This window comes from Exiguobacterium alkaliphilum, assembly GCF_018138125.1.
GTDB classification, from domain to species: domain Bacteria; phylum Bacillota; class Bacilli; order Exiguobacteriales; family Exiguobacteriaceae; genus Exiguobacterium; species Exiguobacterium alkaliphilum.
Genome location: NZ_CP073101.1, coordinates 7,501 through 28,070 on the forward strand (window position 1 = coordinate 7,501; position 20,570 = coordinate 28,070).

At 54.9% G+C, this 20,570-nt stretch carries 26 protein-coding genes (1 of these 26 running past the window's edge); 5 read left to right on the forward strand and 21 right to left on the reverse strand.

What is annotated here, in order from left to right; all coding sequences use genetic code 11:
- From KB235_RS00070 to acpS, 8 genes are all read right to left on the reverse strand, one after another.
- Nucleotides 1-631 carry the beginning of a Tex family protein gene (locus KB235_RS00070; protein WP_211780049.1) on the reverse strand. 1,499 nt of this gene lie to the left of the window's left edge, so 631 of the gene's 2,130 nt are visible here — the first part of the coding sequence; the start codon lies at nucleotides 629-631; the stop codon falls past the left edge of the window.
- A gap of 71 nt (nucleotides 632-702) precedes the next feature.
- Nucleotides 703-1,503, reverse strand: coding sequence for an RNA polymerase sigma factor SigB (sigB, locus tag KB235_RS00075; RefSeq protein ID WP_034808700.1), 801 nt, complete (start codon nucleotides 1,501-1,503; stop codon nucleotides 703-705).
- Nucleotides 1,469-1,945, reverse strand: a complete 477-nt coding sequence (gene rsbW / locus KB235_RS00080) for an anti-sigma B factor RsbW (protein WP_211780050.1) — start codon at nucleotides 1,943-1,945, stop codon at nucleotides 1,469-1,471. The genes sigB and rsbW overlap by 35 nt, the downstream gene beginning before the upstream one ends.
- Complete coding sequence (locus tag KB235_RS00085) at nucleotides 1,942-2,268, reverse strand: STAS domain-containing protein (protein ID WP_211780051.1); 327 nt, start codon at nucleotides 2,266-2,268, stop codon at nucleotides 1,942-1,944. Before KB235_RS00085 ends, rsbW begins: the two co-directional genes overlap by 4 nt.
- 141 nt (nucleotides 2,269-2,409) lie before the next feature.
- On the reverse strand, nucleotides 2,410-2,760 hold the full coding sequence (locus KB235_RS00090) for a type II toxin-antitoxin system PemK/MazF family toxin (protein ID WP_016510516.1): 351 nt from the start codon (nucleotides 2,758-2,760) through the stop codon (nucleotides 2,410-2,412).
- Nucleotides 2,761-2,765: 5 nt separating this feature from the next.
- Complete coding sequence (locus KB235_RS00095) at nucleotides 2,766-3,044, reverse strand: hypothetical protein (RefSeq protein WP_034808706.1); 279 nt, start codon at nucleotides 3,042-3,044, stop codon at nucleotides 2,766-2,768.
- 132 nt (nucleotides 3,045-3,176) lie between these two features.
- Complete coding sequence (gene alr, locus KB235_RS00100) at nucleotides 3,177-4,253, reverse strand: alanine racemase (RefSeq protein ID WP_211780052.1); 1,077 nt, start codon at nucleotides 4,251-4,253, stop codon at nucleotides 3,177-3,179.
- Nucleotides 4,237-4,608: a holo-ACP synthase gene (gene acpS, locus KB235_RS00105; RefSeq protein WP_034808711.1), complete on the reverse strand. Its 372-nt coding sequence runs from the start codon at nucleotides 4,606-4,608 to the stop codon at nucleotides 4,237-4,239. Before acpS ends, alr begins: the two co-directional genes overlap by 17 nt.
- Before the next feature lie 63 nt (nucleotides 4,609-4,671).
- On the opposite strand from acpS, the gene KB235_RS00110 reads away from it, so the two are divergent.
- On the forward strand, nucleotides 4,672-5,397 hold the full coding sequence (locus KB235_RS00110; protein WP_034808713.1) for a rhomboid family intramembrane serine protease: 726 nt from the start codon (nucleotides 4,672-4,674) through the stop codon (nucleotides 5,395-5,397).
- Nucleotides 5,398-5,437: 40 nt separating this feature from the next.
- Here KB235_RS00110 and argF read toward each other — a convergent pair whose 3' ends face one another.
- The 7 genes from argF to argC are packed head-to-tail and all read right to left on the reverse strand — an operon-like array spanning nucleotide 5,438 to nucleotide 14,554.
- Nucleotides 5,438-6,364 carry an ornithine carbamoyltransferase gene (gene argF, locus KB235_RS00115; RefSeq protein ID WP_034808715.1) on the reverse strand — a complete coding sequence of 309 codons (927 nt, stop codon included), beginning with the start codon at nucleotides 6,362-6,364 and terminating at the stop codon, nucleotides 5,438-5,440.
- Nucleotides 6,361-9,381, reverse strand: a complete 3,021-nt coding sequence (gene carB, locus KB235_RS00120; RefSeq protein WP_211780053.1) for a carbamoyl-phosphate synthase (glutamine-hydrolyzing) large subunit — start codon at nucleotides 9,379-9,381, stop codon at nucleotides 6,361-6,363. The genes argF and carB overlap by 4 nt, the downstream gene beginning before the upstream one ends.
- Nucleotides 9,374-10,423, reverse strand: a complete 1,050-nt coding sequence (locus KB235_RS00125; RefSeq protein WP_211780054.1) for a carbamoyl phosphate synthase small subunit — start codon at nucleotides 10,421-10,423, stop codon at nucleotides 9,374-9,376. Before KB235_RS00125 ends, carB begins: the two co-directional genes overlap by 8 nt.
- Nucleotides 10,420-11,565 carry an acetylornithine transaminase gene (locus KB235_RS00130; protein WP_211780055.1) on the reverse strand — a complete coding sequence of 382 codons (1,146 nt, stop codon included), beginning with the start codon at nucleotides 11,563-11,565 and terminating at the stop codon, nucleotides 10,420-10,422. The genes KB235_RS00125 and KB235_RS00130 overlap by 4 nt, the downstream gene beginning before the upstream one ends.
- The gene (argB, locus tag KB235_RS00135; protein WP_211780056.1) at nucleotides 11,525-12,304 is read right to left on the reverse strand and encodes an acetylglutamate kinase; all 780 of its coding nucleotides are present in this window, start codon (nucleotides 12,302-12,304) and stop codon (nucleotides 11,525-11,527) included. Before argB ends, KB235_RS00130 begins: the two co-directional genes overlap by 41 nt.
- Nucleotides 12,301-13,518, reverse strand: coding sequence for a bifunctional glutamate N-acetyltransferase/amino-acid acetyltransferase ArgJ (gene argJ / locus KB235_RS00140; RefSeq protein ID WP_211780057.1), 1,218 nt, complete (start codon nucleotides 13,516-13,518; stop codon nucleotides 12,301-12,303). The genes argB and argJ overlap by 4 nt, the downstream gene beginning before the upstream one ends.
- 10 nt (nucleotides 13,519-13,528) lie before the next feature.
- Complete coding sequence (argC, locus tag KB235_RS00145; protein ID WP_211780058.1) at nucleotides 13,529-14,554, reverse strand: N-acetyl-gamma-glutamyl-phosphate reductase; 1,026 nt, start codon at nucleotides 14,552-14,554, stop codon at nucleotides 13,529-13,531.
- 172 nt (nucleotides 14,555-14,726) lie between these two features.
- Here argC and KB235_RS00150 point away from each other — a divergent pair, with 172 nt between their 5' ends.
- The gene (locus KB235_RS00150) at nucleotides 14,727-15,179 is read left to right on the forward strand and encodes a YusW family protein (RefSeq protein ID WP_051690219.1); all 453 of its coding nucleotides are present in this window, start codon (nucleotides 14,727-14,729) and stop codon (nucleotides 15,177-15,179) included.
- Between the two features lie 35 nt (nucleotides 15,180-15,214).
- On the opposite strand, the gene KB235_RS00155 is transcribed toward KB235_RS00150, so the two are convergent.
- Genes KB235_RS00155 through KB235_RS00165 form a run of 3 tightly spaced genes read right to left on the reverse strand, consistent with a single transcriptional unit; the run spans nucleotide 15,215 to nucleotide 16,317 of the window.
- The gene (locus KB235_RS00155; RefSeq protein ID WP_034809073.1) at nucleotides 15,215-15,532 is read right to left on the reverse strand and encodes a hypothetical protein; all 318 of its coding nucleotides are present in this window, start codon (nucleotides 15,530-15,532) and stop codon (nucleotides 15,215-15,217) included.
- A gap of 34 nt (nucleotides 15,533-15,566) precedes the next feature.
- On the reverse strand, nucleotides 15,567-16,049 hold the full coding sequence (locus KB235_RS00160) for a hypothetical protein (protein WP_245175433.1): 483 nt from the start codon (nucleotides 16,047-16,049) through the stop codon (nucleotides 15,567-15,569).
- Nucleotides 16,042-16,317: a 4a-hydroxytetrahydrobiopterin dehydratase gene (locus KB235_RS00165; RefSeq protein ID WP_034809067.1), complete on the reverse strand. Its 276-nt coding sequence runs from the start codon at nucleotides 16,315-16,317 to the stop codon at nucleotides 16,042-16,044. The genes KB235_RS00160 and KB235_RS00165 overlap by 8 nt, the downstream gene beginning before the upstream one ends.
- Nucleotides 16,318-16,456: 139 nt before the next feature.
- On the opposite strand from KB235_RS00165, the gene KB235_RS00170 reads away from it, so the two are divergent.
- Nucleotides 16,457-16,990, forward strand: a complete 534-nt coding sequence (locus KB235_RS00170) for a cysteine hydrolase family protein (protein WP_034814295.1) — start codon at nucleotides 16,457-16,459, stop codon at nucleotides 16,988-16,990.
- Between the two features lie 24 nt (nucleotides 16,991-17,014).
- Complete coding sequence (locus tag KB235_RS00175) at nucleotides 17,015-18,460, forward strand: nicotinate phosphoribosyltransferase (RefSeq protein ID WP_211780059.1); 1,446 nt, start codon at nucleotides 17,015-17,017, stop codon at nucleotides 18,458-18,460.
- Between the two features lie 33 nt (nucleotides 18,461-18,493).
- Here the strand turns inward: KB235_RS00175 and KB235_RS00180 are convergent, their stop codons facing one another.
- Entirely contained in the window at nucleotides 18,494-18,796 is a 303-nt protein-coding gene (locus KB235_RS00180) for a hypothetical protein (RefSeq protein ID WP_211780060.1), read from the reverse strand.
- A 114-nt stretch (nucleotides 18,797-18,910) separates the two neighbouring features.
- Between KB235_RS00180 and KB235_RS00185 the strand changes: the two genes are divergently transcribed.
- The gene (locus tag KB235_RS00185; RefSeq protein ID WP_211780061.1) at nucleotides 18,911-19,384 is read left to right on the forward strand and encodes a YwpF family protein; all 474 of its coding nucleotides are present in this window, start codon (nucleotides 18,911-18,913) and stop codon (nucleotides 19,382-19,384) included.
- 75 nt (nucleotides 19,385-19,459) lie between these two features.
- Here KB235_RS00185 and KB235_RS00190 read toward each other — a convergent pair whose 3' ends face one another.
- The gene (locus KB235_RS00190; RefSeq protein ID WP_034809057.1) at nucleotides 19,460-19,936 is read right to left on the reverse strand and encodes a DUF456 domain-containing protein; all 477 of its coding nucleotides are present in this window, start codon (nucleotides 19,934-19,936) and stop codon (nucleotides 19,460-19,462) included.
- 10 nt (nucleotides 19,937-19,946) lie between these two features.
- The gene (locus tag KB235_RS00195) at nucleotides 19,947-20,546 is read right to left on the reverse strand and encodes a histidine phosphatase family protein (RefSeq protein ID WP_034809056.1); all 600 of its coding nucleotides are present in this window, start codon (nucleotides 20,544-20,546) and stop codon (nucleotides 19,947-19,949) included.
- Nucleotides 20,547-20,570 lie beyond the last annotated feature (24 nt).

The following is a 20,570-nucleotide window of genomic DNA, read 5'->3' on the forward strand; positions in this document are numbered from 1 at the left end:
GCGGGACAATCCCGGCGACTTTTTCCTCGTAGTCATAATACTGTGAAAAGACTTCTTTCTCATCTTCCGCCTGCTTTTTCTTTTGTGAACGAAGCAACGCTTCTTTCCGGACCCGGGCCCGGAGCGATTGACGAAGTGACGCCGTCTCGCCCCACTCTTCTCCAATAATTGCTTGGGCGAACGGCAGTGCCTCGTCGAGCGGCGTGTCCCCGGCGAGCTGTTGTGCGTCTTTCAACGAATAGGCGGACGGGTTGCGATACCAGTCGGCGAGCGGTTGCAACCCCTTCTCGCGGCCTTGCTCGGCTTTCGTCCGTCGCTTCGGTCGGTACGGCAAATAGATGTCGTCGACTTGTTGCAACGTCGTCGCGGCTTCGAGCGCGCGTGCGAGTTCCGGCGTCGCTTTCTCGAGCTCTTCTAATTTCGCGAGCACGTCGGACTTTCGTTTCTGCAAGCTCTCTTCATATTGAAGGGCGTCAAGAATCGATTTGATTTCGACTTCATCGAGGTTCCCCGTCATCTCCTTACGGTAACGGGCCATGAACGGGATCGTCGCGCCGTCAGCGGCGAGTTGTCTCACCGTCTCGACTTGACTTTCTTTTACTTGTAGCGTTTTCGCGACTTTCGTGATCATCTGAACCACTTCCTTTTCTAGTCTCTAGTTGAAGTGTAGCAAAGAGCAGACAACAAAAAAACGATGACTCCTCAGTCATCGCTAGAAAATACTTCATTGAGCGGCACTTTGATGGCCTCACGTAACTTCTCGAGGGCACGACGCTGCAAGCGTGATACATGCATCTGCGAGATGCCGAGCAATTCGCCCGTCTCTTTTTGGCTCATGTTTTTATAGTAGGCACATTCTAAAATGGCCTGTTCTCGTTCGTTCAATACACTGAACGCCTTTTCGAGAATGAGTCGCTGATCGACCGACTCGTAACCCCGTTCTTGACTACCGACGAGATCGAGTAGCGTGACGGTGCTACCTTCGTTATCCGCTTCAATCGAGCTATCGACCGAGAGCGCTTGATAACTCTTACCCATCTCGAGCGTCTCAAGAATCTCTTCATCAGAGACCCCAAGATGATCGGCAATCTCGTCGATTCGCGGTGAGCGTTGAAGCTCCGTCGTCAACTCTTCGACCGTCTTCTTAATCTTTGGCCCGAGTTCCTTGATGCGACGGGGCACGTGGACGCTCCATGTTTTGTCACGAATGAATCGCTTGATTTCCCCGATGATCGTCGGGACGGCAAACGATTCAAAACTACGTCCGAATTCTGGGTCGAAACGACGGAGCGCTGCGAGCAGTCCAATCATCCCGACTTGGACGAGATCATCATGGATGGCCCGACCACGGGAGAACTTACGAGCGAGCGCCTCGACGAGGTCCGAGTAGCGATTGATCAGGAGCATCTGGACTTCCTCGTTTTGGTCGTCCTGCTGATAGCGTTCAATCCACTCTAATACTTCATCATCACTGTGATGGCGTTGTTGAGATTTTGCTGGCACTCTGATCCACCTCGTCCCTGTTAAGGAGTTTCGTCATCGTCACTTTGACACCACTGTCTTTGTTGATCGAGACGTCATCCATTAACGCTTCAATGAGGAACAGACCGAGTCCTCCTTCGTGAAGCGATTCGATTTCAGTCGTCTCTTCGACTGGAGCCGCTTGGCGTTTCACATCATCGGCAAACGTCTTGCCCGAATCCTCAATCGTCATCTCTAAACGATCCGTGTATACGCCACACGTGAGTTTCACTTCACCTTCTTGGTCATCATATGCATGTTGAACAGCGTTACCACAAGCTTCCGAGACTGCGATTTTAATGTCTTCGATCTCATCGTATGTGTAGCCCATACGATTCGCGATTCCTGACACGACTAAACGGACCACACCGACATACTCTGGTTTGGCCGGGAACGTCATCACCGTCTGTTCGATGTTACTCATTGCGTGCCACCTCTTACATTCGTGTTAATCGAGAGCAATTTGTGAAGGCCAGTCAATTCAAAGAGACGATTGACACGATCGGTTACCCCGACGAGCGACAACCCTTTCTCGTTGCGTGTTGCTATTTTAAGGGCACCGACGAAAACGCCGAGACCTGTTGAGTCCATATAATCCACTTCATCCAAATGAACGACGACGTTTTGCTCCGTGATTGCCGGATGCAAGACTTCTTTCAGTTTGGGAGCGGTATATGTATCCACTTCTCCGGATACGTAAAGGTGTAATTGATCTCCAATGACTTGCTCGCGAATCGCTAAATCCATCGTTATTCCCTCCTAAAGTTGCGCACAGAAAAATCGAGTACGATTAAATATAATTCCCTTGTTTCATAATCTTAAACCTAAATTTTTATTAATTTTTGAAAAAAAACCGATACCCATGTACCGGTTCTGTTCATATGTAAGCTAGAGCGGGATTAATCCCATACTAATCTCTAGCGCTCTGTCCACTTTGTGCATCGTCTCATCGTCAAGATGTGTCACCTTGTCCGTCAGACGACGTTTATCAATCGTTCGAATCTGTTCAAGCAAAATCACCGAGTCTCGTTCGAGCCCGTGTTTGACTTGATATACTTCCACATGAGTCGGCAGTTTTGCTTTTTGGATCTGAGCCGTAATCGCAGCGACAATGACGGTCGGGCTAAAGCGATTGCCGATATCGTTTTGAATGACGAGGACCGGGCGAACTCCACCTTGCTCTGAACCGACTACGGGCGACAGATTCGCATAAAACACGTCACCACGCTTTACGATCACTCCGCTCACACCCCGCTTACTTGACGTAAGAGAGCATGTTCGGCTTCCGTCTCAATCATCAGCATCTCTTCTGCCATATTCAAATTAAACGCGGCCATCTCTTGATAGCCTTTCGCCAATTCTTCACGCAGTGTTTGTTGTCGATCAGCAATTTCTTTGGACAAGTACGTCACTACATCGTTCAATGACAATGATTCACGATCTTTCATCGAAATCGGACCCCCATGCTGCGAGAACCGATCTGGAACGGACGCCAATGCACCCGCTGTTCGCTGTTTCAACATCTTACACCTCCAGAATCGTTTCAATGGACTGGCGGAATGTTTTTCCCGCGTTCTTTATCAATATAACACGCGAGTTTGGGAAAATATAGAGGATTCGAGAAAGAATTCAGATAATTTCACACGTTTTCTGATTCACACATAGTGTCTCGGCAGTCGTCCGGTCAACTGACAGACGACCTCATAGTTAATCGTCTCCAAATGCGCCGCCAATTCGTTAATCGGCACCGGACCGCCGACGAGCGTCACGTCGGTACCGACCGGGAATGCTCGCGGCAGTTTAATCATGAAACGGTCCATGCATACCCGCCCGACAATCGGACACCGGTTGCCATTGACGTCGACTGCGAAGCCGCCCGCCTTTCGAATCCAACCGTCCGCATAACCGACCGGCACCGTACCGATCCACTCATCTTCTGTCGTCGTGTATGTCGCCCCATAACTGATCGTCTGCCCGGCCTCGAGCCGTTTCACTTGCATGAGCTTACTCTTCAGCGTGAACGCCGGCCGCAAAAAGGAGTAGAATGACGCCATCTCGCTTGACGGGTAGAGTCCGTAGATGGCGATGCCAACACGGACAAGGTTATACGGCACGTCTTCACCAGCCATCCGAATCGCCCCGGCCGAGTTCGACGTATGGATGTACTTGAAGCGTGAACCGAGTCCGTCCATTAAACGATCGAAACGGACTTGTTGCTCGTGATAAAGCGCGCTATCCGGTTCATCGGCCGTCGCAAAATGTGTATAGATGCCTTCGATGACGAAACGGTCATCGGCCACCTCAAGGAGCGCGTCAAGTTCTTCTCGCGTCCGAAGACCGAGCCGGCCCATGCCGGTGTCCACTTTCACATGGACGGTGAGCGGTCGTTCACCAAGATGCGCTTTCGCTTCCTCGAACCATTCCGCCGAGAACACCGAGAGGATGACGTCATGTTTCGCCGCGACGCCCGCATATTCCGGGAACTGGGCTTCCATGACGAGGATCGGTGCGTCGATACCGGCCTCACGAAGTTCGATCGCTTCTTCAAGCAAAGCCACCCCGAGCATCGTCGCCCCGTTCTCGAGCGCGATTGTCGCGACCTCGACGGCACCGTGCCCGTACGCGTTCGCTTTGACGACAGCCATCAATTGTTGTGGGATGCGACGCTTAATCTCTTTCACGTTATGCGCAATCGCTGCCCGGTCAATTTCAATTTTACTTGGACGATACATCGGAATCCTCCTCTTCAATGATGACTTGGGCCACGGCGTATTGTTCACTATGGCTAATGCTGACATGAATCCGTCCCGGCGACGGTGCCGTCATGACTGGCCGTCCCGTCTCGTCGGGCAACACTTCAATCTGTTGCCATGACAATCCGCGGGCGATACCCGTTCCGACCGCTTTGGCATATGCCTCTTTCGCGGCGAAGCGACCGGCGACGAACTCGATGCGGCGTTGTTCCGGATAGTTCGACGCGAGTCCACGTTCCGCCTCGGTCAAGAGCCGTTCCATGAACCGCGGCTTCTGTATCGAGCGAGCAATGCGCTCGAGTTCGACGAGGTCGATGCCGATTCCTACAATCACAGGATACTCGCTCCTTTCCTTTTCCACTCGTTTCCTTATACAATTAAGGAAAGAGGTGATGCTATGTTTAGTCGTACTGAGAATGTTCAAACGTTCATCCGAGCATACCCGCTCGTAACGCTGTTCATTGTAATCCAACTAGTCGTGTTTGTCATCGATTCTTTGATGCCGGGACTTCAGATCGTCGCACGGGGCGGATCGTTCCACCTCGCGCTCGCAGATGGGCAGTGGTACCGTCTCCTGACGGCAAACTTTATCCATCTAGGACTTGGCCACTTGCTGTTCAACTCGTTCGCGCTCATCATCTTCGGCCCAGCGATGGAACGCATGGTCGGGCATGTGCGGTTCGCGCTGTTTTATCTCGTCGCTGGCGCGCTCGCCAACCTACTCACGTACTTTACCGTGAGCCAACTGTTCTATCTTCAGGCCGGTGCCTCGGGCGCGATCTTAGCGATCCTCGGTTTCTACGTATTCATCGGACGTTTCCGTCGGACGCTCATCTACAGCCAAGACGCGCGACTCGTCTACATCTTCGTCGCCATCAGTGCCGTCTTCACGTTAATCGGTTCGAACGTCTCGCTCTGGGGGCACGTGTACGGATTCCTCGCCGGATTCCTGCTCGCCTATCCGTTGTCGCGCTATACGGTGCCGTATTCACGGCCGCTCCGTTACGGGAAGTACAAGCCGCGCAAGTACGTACCGCCCATCATTCATACGGGTGAAGGGAAATGGATCTTTTACGTGATTATCGGACTCGCCGTCTTCGGCCTGTTCGCACGATTCTTATGACAAAAGGAGCTTCGCCAGTCGTCGGCGAAGCTCCTTTTCGTTAGGCGAGCAATGTGATCATCAGTGCTTTTTGGGCATGGAGCCGGTTCTCGGCTTGGTCGAAGACGAGCGACTGCGGGCCGTCCATCACGTCCGCCGTCACTTCTTCACCGCGATGAGCCGGCAGACAGTGTAGGAAAATCGCTTCGTCCCGTGCCGACGCCATCAACGTTTCGTCCACTTGGAACGAGGCGAAATGGGCGAGGCGCGTTTCCGCCTCCGCTTCTTGCCCCATGCTGGCGAACACGTCCGTATAGACGACATGTGCACCCACCGTCGCTTCGGCCGGGTCGTCGTAGCGTGTGACGCTGCCGCCGGTCGTCTCGGCTAGCGCGACGGCCTGATTGTAAATCGTCTCGTCGACCGTATAACCGTCCGGCGAGGCGACGCGGATATGCATTCCGCTCAAGGCACCGCCAAGCATGAGCGAGTGGGCCATGTTGTTCCCGTCACCGATGTACGTCAACACTTTCCCTTGGCGCGTCCCGAACGTCTCCTCAATCGTCAAGAGGTCGGCGAGCACTTGGCACGGATGATGCGTGTCCGTCAACCCGTTGATGATTGGAATCGAGCCCGCCGTCGCGAGCGTCTCGACCGTTTCATGGGCGTACGTCCGAATCATGAGTGCGTCGACATAGCGGCTCATCACTCGAATCGTATCCGTGATCGGTTCACCGCGTCCGATTTGAAGGTCGCTCCCGCTCAAGAAGAGCGGGTAGCCGCCAAGCTCGACGACCCCGACCTCGAACGAGATGCGCGTGCGCGTGGACGCCTTCTCAAACAATAAGGCGACCTTCTTGCCGGCAAGCGCCGTCCCATACGCGTCCGGATGTCGTTTCACGTCGATCGCCAAGCGAATGAGTTCATCTAAATCCGTTGGTGTCAATTCCTCGAGCGTCAACATGTGTTTGAACGTCTTTGTCGTCATAACGGTAATTCCTCCTTTGTGTGCGCCTGTAACGGACGGACCGGCACTGGTGTCGTGTCGACCGTCGCTTGATAGTAACGGGCGAGGTGTTGCTCCGAGATGACGTGGACGCCGTTTCGGACGGCCGCCTCCCGTATCACTTGTTCAGCCGGTACGTGCGAGAAGAGGACGGCGACGTGTTGGAAGTCAATCGTCGCGTCGAGCGGTACCTCGCCGAACGTCTCCCACCCTTCCCCATACACGATTTGTGGTCGCGCCATGACCCGGGTCGTCGTCGCATCGTAACAGAACCGTTCGGCAACGACGGGGATTGGACTGAATTGAAGCGTCTCCCCTGTCGAGCGCATGATCGGTCCTGTGAGCGGGTCGACACCTGGCAGCTTCAAACTTGAGAAAATCGGCGTCTTCACCGCATAACCGGTCAGTTGTTTCCGTTCGACCGGTAAGACGCCTTTAAGCGAATGGCCGAGCGCGGCGCGTGTCGCCCATTCGATGAGCGGTTCACCAGTCACTTTGCTGACAATCGGGACGGTCCGTGACGCCCGCGGGTTGATTTCAAGCACGTAAATCGTGTCGTCTTTTAAGACGAACTGGATGTTGAGCGCCCCGCGATATGTGAGTGCCTGACCGATTCGTTTCGTGATCGTGTCAATCTGTCGTTGGTGTGCCTCGGACGTCTCGACCGGCGGCATGACCATCGTCGAGTCCCCGGAATGAACCCCAGCCGCCTCGATTTGTTCCAAGATGGCCGGCACGTAGACGGTCTGCCCGTCCGTCACGCAGTCAACCTCAAGTTCGCGCCCGGCGACGTAGAGGTCGATGAGGAGCGGATAAGCGAGGTCTGGACTGATTCGGGCAAGGTCCGCCTCGGATTGCAAGATGTGCATCCCTTTCCCACCGATGACGTAAGACGGCCGGACGACGCACGGGAAGCCAATCCGGTCGACCGCTTCATAGAGAGCAGCGGTAGTCCCGACTTCTTCTCCCGGGATGTGGGCGACGTCAATCTCGTCAAGAAACGCATAAAAGCGGTCCCGGTCTTCCATTTGGTCGATGACGGCAGCCGAGGCGCCGAGCAAGCGATATCCAGCCGCCTCCAGACCGTGCGCGAGCGCGATGCCCGTCTGACCGCCGAACTGGATTAAGACGTCACGACACCCTTCTGCCTCGAGGACGTGTGTGACGTCTTCTAGCGTGAGCGGCTCGACATACAACCGGTCAGCGACCGTGAAGTCGGTCGAGACCGTCTCCGGGTTGTTGTTGATCATGATGGCCTCGATACCTTGCTGTTGAAGTGCCCAGACGGCATGGACCGAACTGTAGTCGAACTCGATGCCTTGGCCGATGCGTATCGGACCGGCCCCGATGACGGCGACTTTCCGCGTCTGACTCGCCTTCACTTCCGTCTTTCCGTGCCACGTCCCGTAGAAGTAAGGGGTCGTACTCTCGAACTCGGCCGCGCACGTGTCGACCATGTGATAGACCGGTTGGATGCCGAACGTCGCACGCAGCTCCTTGACGTCTTCCATCGTGACGCCTGAGATGGCGGCGATTTGTGCATCGGTGAACCCGAGCCGCTTTGCCTGTGACATGTTCGACTCCGTCAAAAAATCGGTGGATTTTGTCATCGCGACGAGCGTCTCGAGCATCGCCATGAAGTGCGGCGCGATGCCCGTCTTGTCCTCGAGTTCACTGCGCGAGGCGAGACCGCGGTCGATGAGCGCGAGACAGGCGTGCAGGCGACGGTCGGTCGGGGCGAGTACTTCCTGCCACAGTTCATTCGCATCGGCTCGCTTCATCCATGTCGGATAGAGCGGGGCCTGCTCGATCCCGGCACCACGCCACGCTTTTTGAAGCGCCTCTTCAAGTGTTTTCCCCATCGCCATGCTCTCACCCGTCGCTTTCATCTGGGGACCGAGGGCGCGGTCTGCCCCTTTGAACAAGTCGAATGGGAAGCACGGCACTTTCGCCGTCACATAGTCAAGCGTCGGCTCGAAACTAGCCATCGTGCCGTTCGTCACCGGGTTCACGCAATCATCCAACCCTTCGCCGAGCGCGAGACGCGTCGCGATCTTCGCAATCGGATAGCCGGTCGCTTTCGAGGCGAGGGCCGAACTCCGCGACACGCGCGGGTTGACCTCGATGACGTAGTAAGTCGGTTCAGTCGGATGAACGGCAAACTGGATGTTGCAGCCACCGACGACGCCGAGACTCGAGACGATCCGAAGCGCTGCACTCCGTAACGTCTGGTGCATCGTATCCGATAACGTCTGTGCCGGAGCAAAGACGACCGAGTCGCCCGTATGCACCCCGACCGGGTCGATGTTTTCCATGTTGCAGACGATGATGCACGTCCCTTTCTCGTCACGCATCACTTCGTACTCGAACTCTTTGAAGCCGGCGATACTCTTTTCGACGAGACATTGCGAGATCGGGCTCGCCTCAAGTCCGCGCCGCGCCATCTCATAGGCGTCCGAGACGGTCGTCGCGATGCCACCTCCCGTCCCCCCAAGGGTGAACGCCGGACGGACGATGAGCGGGACTCCAGATGTTTGGATGAACGCATCGAGCTCGTCGAGCGTCTCGATCGTCGTACTCACCGGGAGCGGTTCCCCGAGTTCATGCATCTTCTGCTTGAAGCGTTCCCGGTCTTCGCCGTCACGGATCGTCTCGAGCGACGTCCCGAGCAGGGCGATGCCGTGCTTTTCGAGCACCCCGGCCTCATCGAGCGCGAGCGCCAAATTGAGCGCAGTCTGTCCGCCGACGGTCGCGAGTAGATGTGTCGGCTGTTCGGCTTCGATAATCATCTCGGCCTTTTCGAGCGTCATCGCCTCGATATACGTCTTGTCGGCCATACCCGGGTCGGTCATGATCGTCGCCGGGTTCGAGTTGAACAAGACGACCTCGCATCCCGCTTCCCGAAGCGCCTGACACGCTTGCGTACCTGAATAATCGAACTCGGCCGCTTGCCCGATGATAATCGGACCGGAGCCGATGACGAGCACTTTCTTATGCATATACGTTCACCCCTTGTTGAATCATTTCATCGAATTGATCGAATAACGCCTGCGCCTCTTTCGGTCCCGGGCTTGCTTCTGGATGGAACTGCGCCGTCAAGATCGGTGCCGTCGGATGTGTCGTCCCCTCTACGGACAAGTCGTTCACGTTCTCGAACAACAGCTCGAGCGGTGTCCGTTCGAGACTGTCGCGCGTGACGACGTACCCATGGTTTTGTGACGTCATCCACACCTCGCCCGTTTGGACGTTTCGTACCGGATGGTTTGAACCCCGGTGCCCGTATGTCTGCTTCTCAATCGATGCCCCGAACGAGAGTGCGATGAGTTGATGTCCCATACAAATCCCAAGCGTCGGATAGCGAAGCGCCACCTCGCGGATTGTCTCAATCCGGTCCATCAAATCACGCGGGTCGCCCGGTCCGTTCGAGACGAGCACCCCGTCCGGTTTCAAACGATGAATCGCTTCCGCCGGCGTATCGTATGGTACGGTCGTGACGCCATAGCCGCGTGCGAGCATCGCCTCGACCATCGACGACTTCACCCCGAAGTCGAGACAGACGATGTGTCCTTTTTGATTCGTTCCGAGTTGGACCGGCTTCGCGGTCGTGACCGTCTCTGTGATTTGTAAGAAGTCGCCTTCGACGTGCCCGCCCGAATTCGTTGCCAGGAGCCCCCACTGATCCCCTTCCTCGCGGAGCGTATGGACGAGCGTGCGCGTATCAATTCCAGACAAGACGGGAATTCCCGCTTGTTCCAACCAGTCTTTTAATTCGTTTGACTGTCCGTTTCCTGCGAGCGTCTGGACGATGACGCCAGCGACTTGGATGTCCGCACTTTCAGACGCATCGGCCTCGAGACCATATTGTCCGATGAGCGGATACGTGAAGACGATGACTTGTCCGGCGTACGACGGGTCCGTCAACACTTCTTGATACCCGGTCATCCCGGTGAAAAAGACGACTTCCCCTTTACCGAGCCGGGCGCTCGTCTCCCATGTCCCGTGAAACGTCATCCCGTTTTGTAACGTCAATGTCCCGTTCATTGCACCAGCTCCTTTGTGACGACCTGTTCGATGATGGCGAGCGCCTCATCGATTTCTTGTTGACTGACGAGAAGTGACGGCAAGAACCGAATCACATCCGGTCCGGCTGCGACGACGAGGAGCCCTGCATCCCGTAGTCGATTGATCAAATCGGCCACTGGTTTTGTTGCGACGAGTCCGAGCATGAGCCCGAGTCCGCGCACGTCAATGAACGTGTCCCCATCGACGAAACGCTCAAGAGCCGACTTGAAGTATGCGCCCATCGCTTGGACGTGAGCCAGCGCCGCATCCTCGAATAACACATCGAGCGTCGCCTCGGCCGCGGCCATGGCGAGCGGATTGCCGCCAAACGTCGACCCGTGGCTACCGGCTTCAAATACGGCTTCTGCCCCAGGTGCCGTTACGAGCGCACCGACAGGGAAACCGCTCCCGAGCCCTTTCGCGAGCGTCACGACGTCCGGCTTGAGCGGAGTCTGTTCGAACGCGTATCGGGTGCCGGTTCGGGCGATCCCGGTCTGCACCTCATCGATCACCACTTTGACCCCGTGTTCATTTGCTTTCGCTTGCAATGCCGCGAACCATGCGACGTCACCGACGACGACGCCACCTTCCCCTTGGACGACTTCGAGCCAGACGGCCGCCGTCTCGTCATCGATGAAGTCGAGTGCCGCGCTGTCATTAAACGGTGCATGGACGAAGTCCGGCACCATCGGCCCGAAACCGGCCTTCACTTTGTCTTGCCCGGTCGCCCCGAGCATCGCGAACGTCCGGCCGTGAAACGATTTCGTGAACGAGACGATTTTCTTCTTGCCCGTCCATTTCCGAATCAGCTTGAACGCCGCCTCGTTCGCCTCTGTCCCGCTGTTACAGAAGAAGGCGCGCGTCAAATGTGTACCGGCGACGAGTTTCTCCGCCACACGTTCCTGCCCGCTAATCGCATATAGATTGGACGTATGCCAAACGTTGCCAAGTTGTGCCTCGATCTTTTCAAGGACGGCAGGATGGCGATGTCCGGTGTTACAGACGGCGATGCCCATGACGAAATCGAGGTACCGTTTCCCCGTCGTGTCCGTCACGTACGATCCGTTTGCCTGTTTAATCTCAATGGCTCGTTGCCCATATGTGGGAAGTAGTGCGCTCATCATGTCCCTCCTTTAGTTGTGTCCCGGTTGCTGTCGGGTCGTTCCCGTCTCGAATGATGGCAAGCGCCACCCCCCCGTCTAGCGCGGAGCGGAGCGCCTCTGTCTTTGGAATCATGCCCCCGTATATCGCTCCCGACTCAATCGCCTGTTGCATCGCATCGACGGTCAGCGTCTGTTGAACCGTACCGTTGATTCGAATACCCGGCACGTCGGTGATCATCTCGAAGTGATCGGCTTGAAGCGCACAGGCGACGGCGACAGCACAATCGTCCCCGTTACAGTTCAGGGCGCCGTTTGTTCCGAACAGAATCGACGTCACGACCGGCACGTAGTGGTTTTGAACGAGTAGCTCAATCAACGACACATCAACGGTCTCGACTTCACCGACGGCCCCGAGTTCTTTGATTTCACGCCCAGTGAGCATCCGTCCGTCGACACCCGATAATCCGACCGCATTCATATCAGACCGACCGAGCGCCGTCACGATTTCCGTTTGCATCTCCCCCGCGAGGACACGTGTCGCCCCGGTCAACACGTCCTCCGTTGTCACGCGACGTCCGTTTTGAAAGACGGGCTTGATTTGTTGGCTCTCACAGTAAGCCGACAATCTCGGTCCCCCACCGTGAAGTAAGATGAGTTCATTTCCGGCTTCAACCCATTCTTTCCACTCTGTAAAGTAGTCGTGATGAAGCGTGTCCCAGACGCTCCCACCGAGCTTGACGACTTTCCGCTCGCTCATGTCCGATAACTCGCATTGATTTTGACGTAATCGTACGTGAGGTCGCAGCCATAGGCGCTGCCCGTTCCCGTTCCGTCGTTCAAATCGATCCGGATTGCGACGACGTCTTGTCCCATCTCCGCCGAGGCGAGTGTCTCGTCGAACCAGACCGGCACACTTTTCGATAAGACAAGTTGAGAGCCGATCTGGATGTCGACCCGACCGACGTCAATCGGTTCTTTCGTCGCCCCGACGGCCGCGATGATGCGTCCCCAGTTCGCATCTTTGCCATAGACCGCTGTCTTCACAAGCGAGGATCCGACGACCTGTTTCGCGATGATGCGGGCCGTCTCGTCCGTCTTCGCCCCGACGACGTTGACTTCAATTAGCGTCGTCGCACCTTCCCCGTCACGTGCGATTTGTTTGGCGAGGTCCGTGCAAACGTCCGTCAACGCTTTTGTGAATTGATGATACGCGTCCGTTCCCGCCTTGATTTCTTCTGTGTCGGAAGCGCCGCTCGCCATGACGAGCACCATGTCATTCGTCGAACTGTCCCCGTCGACGGTGATGTTATTGAACGAGGCGTCAACGCTTTGTTTCAGTGCGATGTGTAACAATTCTGGCGCGATGACGGCATCGGTTGTCACGAACCCGAGCATCGTCGCCATGTTCGGATGAATCATACCGGAGCCTTTGGCGACCCCGGCGACCGTCACGAACGTATCGCCATCCGCGTAACGGACCCCGGTCGTCTTCACTCCGGTGTCTGTCGTCAAAATTGCTTCAGCGAACGCCTCGGCCTGTGCCGCATCCGACTCAGGCGTCAACAATTCGATTCCGGCTAAAAGCGTGTCCATCGGTAACAGTTGCCCGATGACCCCAGTCGAAGCGATCGCGACTTCATCAGCTTCAATCCCTAAATGCGCGGCTGCTTTCGCTCGCATCGCATAGGCGTCCGTCAATCCTTGGTCGCCGGTGCAGGCGTTCGCGTTCCCGCTGTTGACGAGGACGGCGCGAATCTTTCCGCTTGATGCTTGTAGCGTCTGTTTCGTCACTTGAATCGGTGCCGCTTGAAATTGATTGGTCGTGTAGACGGCCGCCGCGCTCGCTAGTTGTTCACAGACGAGCAGCGCCAAGTCTTTGCGTTTTCGTTTCAATCCGGCATGTACGCCTGTCGCGTGAAACCCTTTCGGTGAGACGAGACTCACCGGTGGACTCATCGTTAAATCGGTCATTCGATCCCTCCTATATGTATTGTGGTTGGGCGCTTAGCCCGAGCGCTTCATTGAATCCGAACCGGACGTTGACGTTTTGAATCGCCTGTCCAGCTGCCCCTTTTTGCATATTGTCAATGACCGAGACGATGGTGAGCCGTCCGGTCCGGTCGTCTTTATACACCCAGAGATCACAATAGTTCGACCCGACGGCCGTCCGAATCTCAGGCTCCCCTTGCTGCACGCGAATGAACGGCTCTTGTCTGTACGCACGACTCAATAGATCAATCCATTCCGTTTCCGTCTGATCAATCGTCGGGACGACATGCATCGTCGCCATGATGCCGCGGTTGATTGGTAAGAGGTGCGTGGAAAGCGAGACGGTCGCCTCAACGCCTGTCATTTGGTGAATCGTCTGTTCGATCTCTGGGATGTGTTGATGCGTGTGAATCTTGTATAGCTGTACGTTCTCATTCGAGCGAGCGTGATGCGTCTTCGTGCTCAAGGCTTTGCCGGCACCGGTGATGCCCGAGCAGGCCGAGACGATCACCTCGTCCGGCTCAATCAATCCGTCTGTCAGAAACGGCAGGAGACCGAGCGACACGGCCGTCGCGTAACAGCCAGGGTTTGAGATCCATCTCGCCGTCCGCACGGATTCACGGTTCCATTCCGTCAACCCGTAAACGGCCTTCGCCTGTGTGTCGGCATGGACAGGCGCTTTGCCGTACCACGTCGCGTACACCTCACCCGTAAGGCGCAAGTCACCGCTCAAGTCGACGACGACGCCTTCGAACGCGTCCAGCTGTTCAATGTATCGAGCCGACACCCCGCTCGGCGTCGCGAGGAACAAGACGTCAAGCTGGTTCAACTTCTCCGGTTTGAACGGTTCGAGCGTCAACGCGCCCGTCTCCATCCACGGATACAAGTCAGAGAGGCGCAGCCCCGCACTCGAGTCGCTCATCACGCACGTCACTTGTAAGCGCGGATGCGCCGAAATCAATTTCAATAGTTCCATGCCGGCGTATCCCGTCACACCGACGATTCCACACGTGATCATCTGTCGTACCTCCTCAAAAGAATAATCCGATTAAACCATACGCATATTTATACTGTCAATTGTATTTTTATGCAAAGTGTACAAAGCGATGTGGAATCGGTCGAATGACGAATAGTTTTTTCACGTTAGGGGAATGGAAAAATTATGCGAAACATAGAGGAGGAATTTGTTGATGAAACGTTTGAAATGGACACTACCGATCACGGCATCACTCTTTTTGATTACAGGATGCGGCTCGTCTGACGAAGTCACGAACCAACCGAGTGACGCACCGGTCGAAGACGAGGCGAATACGGAGAACAACTCCATGTATACGTTCGACAAGTTCGAACTTGAAGTCGACTATGCGGACGTTGATGACGCCATCAAAGTCGATTATGAGGTTGAGAACAACTCGACCGAGGCTTCGTATGAACGGAAAGAGGATGACCAGAACTTGCGCGGGGACGAAGCGATGCAAGAACTCGATCCGGTCTTCGGTCAATTGAACTTCGACCAAGACACACCGGACGAGGAAGTGTTGAATCAAATCAAGGCAGCGTTTAACATCGCGGACGATGCTGAAAAAATCGAGGCGGACGTCACGTTCACGGACGGAACCGAGAAAGAATATAAGCAAGAATAACAAATGGCCAAGCGGAGTCCGCTTGGCCATACGTATTAGAGTTGGTTTTTGTGACGTGCCTCTTGAAGCGCATCCATCAAATCTTTGACGTCTTCGACGAGGTTTTGGATCGTGTCTTGGTTCTCTTCATAGAGCGCCTTCAAATCCATGACGCGGTCTTTCAAGCTACCTTTCGGGGACGCTTGCAAGCCGACCGAATGCGCTTGTGTCGATGTGTCCGCTGACTTCACGCGTGATTTTAAGCCTTTCAACTGACGAACTTGTTGCTCGCGTGTCTCGCGATGGAGAAGTGACGCACCTGCTCCGATGATGGCTCCAGCGGCCATACCCATCCAAAAGTAGTTCTTGTTCATTAAAAATCCTCCCCTAACGTGACGTTATCTTTTATTATAGGTTATCCGCTTCCGTGACGACATAGTGTTTTATAATCGGACCTGCACCTTTTTGTTCGACGGCATCTTTCAGCCATTCTTGAAATAGGACATAGTCTGTCGAGTCACGGAACTTGTTGCCGGCCTCGGCGAATTGGATGAGCACGATGCCGTGATTGTCGTCCGGGTCGACGCCGAGACGATACGCCGTGAAGCCATCGTGCCCGGCCCCAAGACGTGATTTTTCAGTCAACAGACGATGAAACAAGAGCGAGCGTGCATTCGAGTCGACGGGGACGTTCGCATAGACAATATTCCCTTTCGACGCGAATTGTCCTTCCGCTTCTTCGATGCGGAACGTCTTTCCGCTTTGGAACGGAGACTTGTCCCCTTCCGCGAGTAAAATTGTCTCATTGCCGCTCGCGACGAGCACGTCCGGGTTTTCCCGGAACCGGTCGGCGACGCTACCAGAGGCGAACGTCATGTACAGGTTAGACAAGTTCCTCACACCCTTTCGCGAGCATGATGTCTTTCTCCGTGATGCCCCCTTCGTCGTGCGTCGACACGGTGAGCGTGACGTTACGATACTCGATTAAGATGTTCGGATGATGATCGAGCGACTCGGCCAAGTCGGCGACGAGATGCACGAATTGAATCGCCTCCGGGAACGTGTCGAGACGATACGTCTTCTGGAGCTCCCCTTCGACGACTTCCCACCCGTTCAAGCGCGACAATTGTTCCGATAGTTCGGTAGATGACAACAGCATCGGTCCATTCCCCTTTCGCTTACAGTTCTACTTACACCTACTACCCGACACAGGCGAAAAATAATCTTTTTCGCATCATGCAAAATGATTTAGAATAAGAAGGATAGCCAACTATTTTGCACTTGAGAGGAGACCTCCTATGCGCGCATTGATCGTCATTGACTACACGTTCGATTTTATCGCAGACACGGGTCGTTTGACTTGTGGAAAACCCGGGCAAGACATAGAAGAACGAATCGTTCAGTTGATCGAGGCGTTTTCGCCCGAAGATTACGTCGTCATCGCGAACGATGTGCACGACGCCGGTGACACGTATCACCCGGAAACGACACTCTTCCCGCCCCACAATATCCGCGGGACGGAAGGGCGTGACTTGTACGGCGCCGTCAAAAAAGCAGCTGAACAGGCCGACCATTGGATTGATAAGACGCGATACAGCGCCTTCGCCGGGACCGACCTCGACCTTCGTCTACGGGAACGAGGCATCACCGAAATCCATCTCGTCGGTGTGTGTACTGACATTTGCGTCTTGCATACAGCGGTAGACGCCTACAACCTCGGCTACAAGATGGTCATCCACGCGGACGCCGTCCAAAGCTTCAACCCGATCGGCCATGAATGGGCGCTCGAACATTTTGTCACGACACTCGGAGCGACCGTTACCGGGAAGTGACACGAAATCAGAAAGGAATTCACTATGTTACATCGGAATTTAGCGCTTCACACGGACCTGTACCTCCCACGTTGGATGTACATCTACTGGAAACAAGGACGTCACAATGAAAAAGTCGTCTTCGATTTATACTATCGCTCGAACCCGTTCAGCGGCGGCTACGTCGTCTTTGCCGGGTTACAAAACATCGTCCACTACTTGGAGAACGTCTCGTTCACCGAGGAAGACATCACTTATTTGAAAGAGCAGCTCGACTTCGAGGAGGAGTTCGCGGACGTACTGCGTAACTTCAAATTCACGGGCTCACTCTACAGCGTCCGTGAAGGGGAGATTATCTTCCCGCACGAACAAGTCGTTCGAATCGAGTCGACCATCTTTGAGGCGAAACTGTTCCAGACGGCGTTCTTGAACATCGCCAACCATGAATCGCTCATCGCGACGAAATACGCCCGGATTCGCCAAGCGGCACCGAACGAGACGTTGCTCGAAGGCGGCGCTCGCCGTGCCCAAGGAGTCGACGCCGCGTATTATGGCACACGGGCCGCATATATCGCCGGGTTTGACGTGACGAGTCTCGTTTCGGCCGGCCGTGATTTCGATGTACCGACCGGCGGGACGATGGAACATGCCGATATCCAATTCCACGACGATGAATTGACGGCGTTCCGCTCGTTCGCCTCGATGTACCCGGACAACACGAGCCTGTTGATTGACACGTACGACACGCTCAAGTCGGGACTCCCGAACGCGATTACCGTCGCGAAAGAACTCGAGGCAAACGGATACCGCTTGAAATCGGTCCGCCTCGACTCCGGTGACTTGGCCTACTTGTCGAAACGGGCCCGGAAGGCACTCAACGAAGCGGGTCTTGACTACGTCAAAATCGTCGTCTCCGGCGACCTGGACGAATACGTCATCCAAGACTTACGGATGCAAGGGGCCGAGGCCGACACGTTTCTCGTCGGGACGCGTGGCATCACCGCCTACGAGCAACCGGCCCTCGGCATGGTGTATAAACTCGTCGCCCGCGAAGACAAAGACGGCACGTTGAAGCCGGTCATCAAAGTGTCCTCTTCGAAAGTGAAGACGACGACCCCACACAAGAAAGAACTGTATCGCATCATCGACAACGAAACGAAGAAATTCAAAGGTGACTATATCGCCTTGTCGGATGAGCCGGTCGAGACGTATTCCGAGATCGACCTCATCGACGTGCGCGACCCGGCGTTCAAAATCAAGACACGCAACTTCAGCGTCAAGCGCTTGCTCGAACCGATCTTCTTAGACGGCGAGCGCGTCTATACGCTCCCGAGCGCGAAAGAGATTCGTGACTATCACCGTGAGCAGATGAACGGCTTATGGGAAGAGTACAAGCGACTCCGTCTGCCGGAAGTGTATTCGGTGACGTTCAGCAAACCGTTATGGGACTTGAAACTCGAGATGATTCGCCAGACGCGGATCCCGAAATAAAAGAAGGCTGTGGGCACGCCCACAGCCTTCTTTTCACGCGGTCGTCATCTCGCGCGCATGGTGTTGATCTTCTTTTCTCCGAAAGTAAAGCGCCACAGAAAGAGAAATCAAAATCAAGATGAAATAGACGGTCCGTTGCCAAAACGTCGCCTCCGTATCCCCTTGGAACAAAGCGATAATATAGTCACTTCCGCTCAACAGGAACAGCCCTGCTAGCAAGAGGAAGATGCGATAGCCGGCCCGACTACGTTGTTGTTTTACTTTGAAGAAAAGGACACCATAATAGACGATGGCCAGTATCGCGAAATATCCGATAATCCCTACAACCCAACTCATTCTGATGCCTCCTCCTTTACTCACGAACCTTGTTACTCCCACGTTATCATAACACATCTTCACAGGCGGACTATGTTAAGATGTTCTAAAGAAACCGTGGAAGGGATTGATTCGATGAAAACGTTTCGCCTCGTCCAAGTCCGCCTCGTCCAAGACGAATACGGCAACGAGTTGAACCTCCCGGTTGAGCTCGTCGACGGACTGATCATCTCGAAAGAACACGATAACGAATGGTTGCTCGAGATGCTCGTCCCGACCGAGTTCGCCGTGACGCTCCATCACTATTTAAACAAGCGGATGTTGCTCCTCGCCGAGGCAGTCATCACATCCCCTGCGAACCGCCCGGCGGCCATCGCGTTGACGTTCACAAGTGAACGCTCGCTCTCGAACCACCATACGTTCGTCGCGGAAGGCTTGATGTTACTACCGAAACAAGACCCGACGAAGCAAGTGCTCGATTCGCTCATCGCCGACGGGGTGACAGGCAGCGACTTGAAGCCTTCTTTCTTCGAGAAACAAGTCGAGCATCAGCAAACATTCAGCCGCTCCGCCTTCAATCAGCTCGTCAAGACAGGGTCGTTCGAATAATCGGACGGTCCTGCTTTTCTTTCCCCGTTTTATTTACATCCTCAACCCAAAAAGACGAAGAAAATCTCTTCGTCTTCAAATGTAGATGAAAAACAAGATGACCATCATCGTCATCCCGACGACTTTCAAAAGCGTACTGCCTAAAAAGGCGAGGACGGTCCCGACGCCGATGCTCCAAGCTTCCCGCGTCGACTTGCCAAGCGTGAGTTCGGCCAGGAACGCGAAGATGAACGGGAAGATAAGTACACCGACGAGCGGAAAGATGAACGGGCCGGCAATCAGCCCGATCGTCGCCCCCCATTTCGCCCGCTCGGAACCGCCCCGTTTATCGACTGTCGCTCGCGTGACGATATAATCGACGGCGAACAAGAAGACGAGGAAGACGATTTGCCATAGCCAAAACGTCCATGTGAGCGGCTCGAACGAGAACCCGAACCCGTAAATCAAGTATCCGATGAACAAGAACAATACGCTCGGGATGACCGGATAAATCAGCCCTATGAACGCAACGACGAATGATGCGATGATGAATATCCAGAGCAGTGTCGACATATGCCTCTCCTCACTTCACAGCGATTTCGTTGGAAATATGGTCGGCCACGTTCACCGCTTTGACGATGAAGCGTCCGTCCTTGTGTTCGATATAGTTCGAGCAAGCGTTACGCATCGCATGACGGAACGTATACGTCTCGTCGATGGCCGACAGCGCCGCCTTGATGGCATGGGAATGACAGACGACGATGACACGTTTCCCTTCATACGTCTTGACGAGATGTTCCATCCCCTCAAGCACACGGGTCCGCATCTCATCTTCTGATTCAAGACCGGGCACACGCGTCTGGTCGTCCGCTTGTACCGCTTCATAGATACCCGGTACCGGTTGCCCCGAAGCCGCTCCGAATTCACGTTCGATGAATCGTGCGTCCGTGATGATTTCGGCCGGGTCAAAGCCGCACGCCTCGGCGATATATTGGGCCGTGTCGACGGCGCGGACTAATGGACTCGCGACGATGACGTCCCATGCTTCTTGACTTAAAAAGGCCGCGCTCTCTTCGGCTTGCCGATGCCCGAGCGCGTTGAGCGGGATATCTTCCCGTCCTTGAATGATTTCATTAAAATTCCAATCGGTCTGACCATGTCGGACCAAACAAAGCTCTGTCACGCCAGTCACTCCTTTTTGTTCTCT